Origin of the sequence: Spirillospora sp. NPDC049652, from assembly GCF_040675125.1 — a bacterium.
GTDB lineage: Bacteria > Actinomycetota > Actinomycetes > Streptosporangiales > Streptosporangiaceae > Spirillospora.
On sequence record NZ_JBFAOF010000834.1, the window covers coordinates 1 to 3,253 of the forward strand.

The following is a 3,253-nucleotide window of genomic DNA, read 5'->3' on the forward strand; positions in this document are numbered from 1 at the left end:
CCGCCCGGTGCCGGCGCTCGCACCCCGCATCGCGCTGCGGATCACCGCCGAACCGCTGGCCGGCGAACGCCTCGCGGGCGAGGGGACCCTCGACCAGGTGCTCGCCGACCTGCGGCGACTGCGGGAGATGGGGGCCGAGAGCGTCGTGCTCGACCCGGTCCTCGCCCACCCGGACGAGACCCTGCGCCCCGAAAGAGCCTGGCGGGACCTTGCCGCCGTGGCCGCCCACCGAAAGGAACTCACGTGACACCCGACGAGGAACGCCTGCTGCGCCGGGCCGTCGAGATCGCCGTCCAGTCCCGCGCGGACGGGTACGCGCCCTACGGCTCGCTGCTCGCCAGCCCGGACGGCGCCATCCTGATCGAGGCGCACAACACCGTGCGCGCCGACCGGGACATCAGCGCCCACCCCGAGCTGAAGCTGGCCCGGTGGGCGGCCCGCGAGCTCGACGCGGACACCGCCGCCGCGACGACGATGTACACCAGCTGCCAGCCGTGCGGCATGTGCACCGGCGCGATCGACCGCTCGGGGCTGGGCCGGGTGGTGTACGCGCTGTCCAGCGAGCAGCACGACGCGCTCACCCCCAAGGGCGGATGGCCGTCCGTCCCGCAGGACGGCCCCGCCCTCCACGAGGAGGCGCGCGCCGCGATCGACGGCTACTACACCTGACGCGTCACAGGCCGTGCCGGCGGTCGCCGAGGACCGACTCGGCGACCAGCGCCTCGACGGCCGCGTCGAACTCCGCCGCGCTCCGCGCGGTGGCTCGGGCGCGCTCGACGGCCAGCCGGGCGTCCTCCTCGACGAGGTCGGCGTTGAGCGCCATCGCGGCCGCCGATCCCTGTGCCGCGGCCATGATCACCTGGACGAAGGGGTTCGCGACGTTGCCCGCCGCGGACACGCCGGGAACGCTGGTGCGGCCCATCGCGTCGGTCCGGACCCGGCCGTCGTCGTCGCGGGCGCAGCCGAGCCCGGCGAGCATCCCGTCGTTGGCGACCATCTCGCTCTGCACGAACAGGGCGCGGCGCTCCACAACGCGCCCGTCACTCATCTCGACGCCTCGGAGCCCGTCCTCGTCCGCGACGACCCGCTTGACGTGGCCCTCCACGAGGGCGATGCCGCGAGTTGCGAGACGCTCGCGGTCCTCCGGCGAGATGCCCTGGCCGTGGACGAACATGGTGACGTCCGGGGACCACTGCCGGACCAGCAGCGCCTGGTGGACGGCCATCGGGCTGGTCGCCAGCACGCCGAGCGGCCGGTCGCGGACCTCGTAGCCGTGGCAGTAGGGGCAGTGCAGGACGTCCTTCCCCCAGCGTTCACGCAGGCCCGGCAGGCCGGGCAGTTCGTCGCGCACGCCGGTCGCGACCAGGACGCGCCGGGTCCGCAGGGTCGCGCCGCCGGACAGCCGGACGGTGAAGGCGGGGTCCGGACCGTCCTCGCCGGCGATCTCGTCCACGCGGGCGGCGATGGGCTCGACGCCGTAGCCGGCGAGTTCGGCGCGGCCCGCCTCGAGCAGCGCCAGCGGGGGCATGCCGTCCCGGGACAGGAAGCCGTGCATGTGGGCGGCGGGGGCGTTGCGCGGCGCGCCGCCGTCCAGGATCGCGACGCGGCGGCGGGCACGGGCCAGTACCAGGCCCGCGCTCAGCCCGGCGGCGCCGGCTCCGACGACCACCACGTCGTGCATGTTCTCGGTGTTGTTCTCGTTCCTGTTGTTCTCGTTCATTCGGTCACCTCCGCCGCCAGCGTGCGTCGGGGGACGTGAGGTCGGCAACTCTAGTTGCCATTTCCGGGACGCAGCAGGTGGAATGGGGGTATGGAGCATCCGCGCGGTCCCGCATCGAACCACCGGGCATCGACTCATCAGGCATCGGCTCACGGCGCGCCGGCCCACGACGCGGCCGCTGATCCGTCGTCCGCGATCGACCGGGCCCTCACCGAGGTCGGGCCGCGCCTGCGGAAGCTGCGCGCCGAGCGCGGCATCACGCTGGGCGCGCTCGCCGAGGCGACCGGGATCTCCAAGAGCACCCTGTCCCGGCTGGAGTCGGGGCAGCGCCGCCCCAGCCTGGAGCTGCTGCTTCCGCTGGCGCAGGTCTACCAGGTGCCTTTGGACGAGATGGTCGGCGCTCCCGAGGTCGGCGACCCGCGGGTGCGGCTGACCCCGCGCGACGGCGGCGACCGCACGGTGATCCCGCTGACCAAGCACCCCGGGCCGCTGCAGGCGTGGAAGACGATCCTGCCGGGGGACGGGCGCTGCGAGCCGAACCCGGTGACGCACGAGGGCTACGAGTGGCTGTACGTGCTGTCCGGACGGCTCCGGCTGGTCGTCGGCGACCACGACCTGGAGCTGACGCCCGGCGAGGCCGCCGAGTTCGACACCCGCCTGCCGCACTGGTTCGGCCCGGCGAACGCCGAACCGGTCGAACTGCTCAGCCTGTTCGGCCGCCAGGGCGAACGCTTCCACCTGCGTGCCGCGCCCCGGTCCCGGCGTCCCGGCGGCGCCGACTGATCGCCGCTCCCGCCGGGGAGGATCGGGCGGCCGGAGCCGGGCCGGTCAGACGCCCCATTCCTGCCGGTAGGCGGGGTGGTCGGCGTACGCGGAGGCGAGCGCGCGCACCGTGGCGAGCCGGACGGCCTGCGCCGCCTCGGCGGCCTCCCCGCGCTGCCCGGTGGACATGAGCCATGCGGCCTTCACGTACTCGTCCAGGATGAGGCGCTTGGCCGCGACCTCGCGCAGCGCACGGGCCGGACTGTGGCGGGCGATGTGCTCGGCGTAGCTCTCGTTCTCCGCCTGGGCGACGAATCCCGGCCGTTCCGGACCGCCCGTCTCGGAAGCCGACGCACCCGGCCCCGCCGCACCCGAGCCGGCGGCTTTCGCGCCGTCGCGCGGGGCGCAGTCGCTCGCGGAGGTGTCCAGGCTGACCGAGCCCGGGGGAGACGGCCGCCAGGCCGCACCCGAACCGGCGCGTGCGATCTGCTCGTCCTTGGCGATGCGTGCCCGCAGGAACTCCACCAGCTCGTCCACCCGGCCATTGTGCAGGGCGGGTCGGACGAATCACACCCCGCGCGGTCAGCCGAGCCGGAAAGCGGAGGCCAGGGTGCGGAGCTCCGCCACGCCGAGCAGCCGCGCCACCAGCGCGTACAGCACGCCTCCGGCTGCGGACGCGGCGACGACCACCAAGGCGGCGCCGGCCGTTCCGCCGCCGAGGTGGCCGGTGCCGAGCGAGCCGTCCACGGCCCGGGCGACGACGGCGGCGAC

At 74.9% G+C, this 3,253-nt stretch carries 5 protein-coding genes and 1 pseudogene; 3 read left to right on the forward strand and 3 right to left on the reverse strand.

Features of this window, described 5'->3' with window-relative positions; translation table 11 throughout:
* Both AB0J52_RS33460 and AB0J52_RS33465 read left to right on the forward strand, forming a co-directional pair.
* Nucleotides 1-247 (forward strand): annotated as a pseudogene (locus AB0J52_RS33460) (LLM class F420-dependent oxidoreductase); the annotation flags it as partial.
* A complete protein-coding gene (locus tag AB0J52_RS33465; protein WP_500186865.1) occupies nucleotides 244-669 on the forward strand; it encodes a nucleoside deaminase in 426 nt (141 codons plus the stop codon). The pseudogene AB0J52_RS33460 and the gene AB0J52_RS33465, both read left to right, overlap by 4 nt.
* Before the next feature lie 4 nt (nucleotides 670-673).
* On the opposite strand, the gene AB0J52_RS33470 is transcribed toward AB0J52_RS33465, so the two are convergent.
* Nucleotides 674-1,720, reverse strand: coding sequence for an NAD(P)/FAD-dependent oxidoreductase (locus AB0J52_RS33470; RefSeq protein ID WP_500186866.1), 1,047 nt, complete (start codon nucleotides 1,718-1,720; stop codon nucleotides 674-676).
* A 90-nt stretch (nucleotides 1,721-1,810) separates the two neighbouring features.
* Here AB0J52_RS33470 and AB0J52_RS33475 point away from each other — a divergent pair, with 90 nt between their 5' ends.
* The gene (locus AB0J52_RS33475) at nucleotides 1,811-2,503 is read left to right on the forward strand and encodes a helix-turn-helix domain-containing protein (protein WP_500186867.1); all 693 of its coding nucleotides are present in this window, start codon (nucleotides 1,811-1,813) and stop codon (nucleotides 2,501-2,503) included.
* A gap of 45 nt (nucleotides 2,504-2,548) precedes the next feature.
* Here AB0J52_RS33475 and AB0J52_RS33480 read toward each other — a convergent pair whose 3' ends face one another.
* The gene (locus AB0J52_RS33480; protein WP_500186869.1) at nucleotides 2,549-3,019 is read right to left on the reverse strand and encodes a DUF6221 family protein; all 471 of its coding nucleotides are present in this window, start codon (nucleotides 3,017-3,019) and stop codon (nucleotides 2,549-2,551) included.
* Between the two features lie 45 nt (nucleotides 3,020-3,064).
* The coding region (locus AB0J52_RS33485) for a hypothetical protein (protein WP_500186870.1) at nucleotides 3,065-3,253 on the reverse strand (189 nt) is incomplete at its 5' end.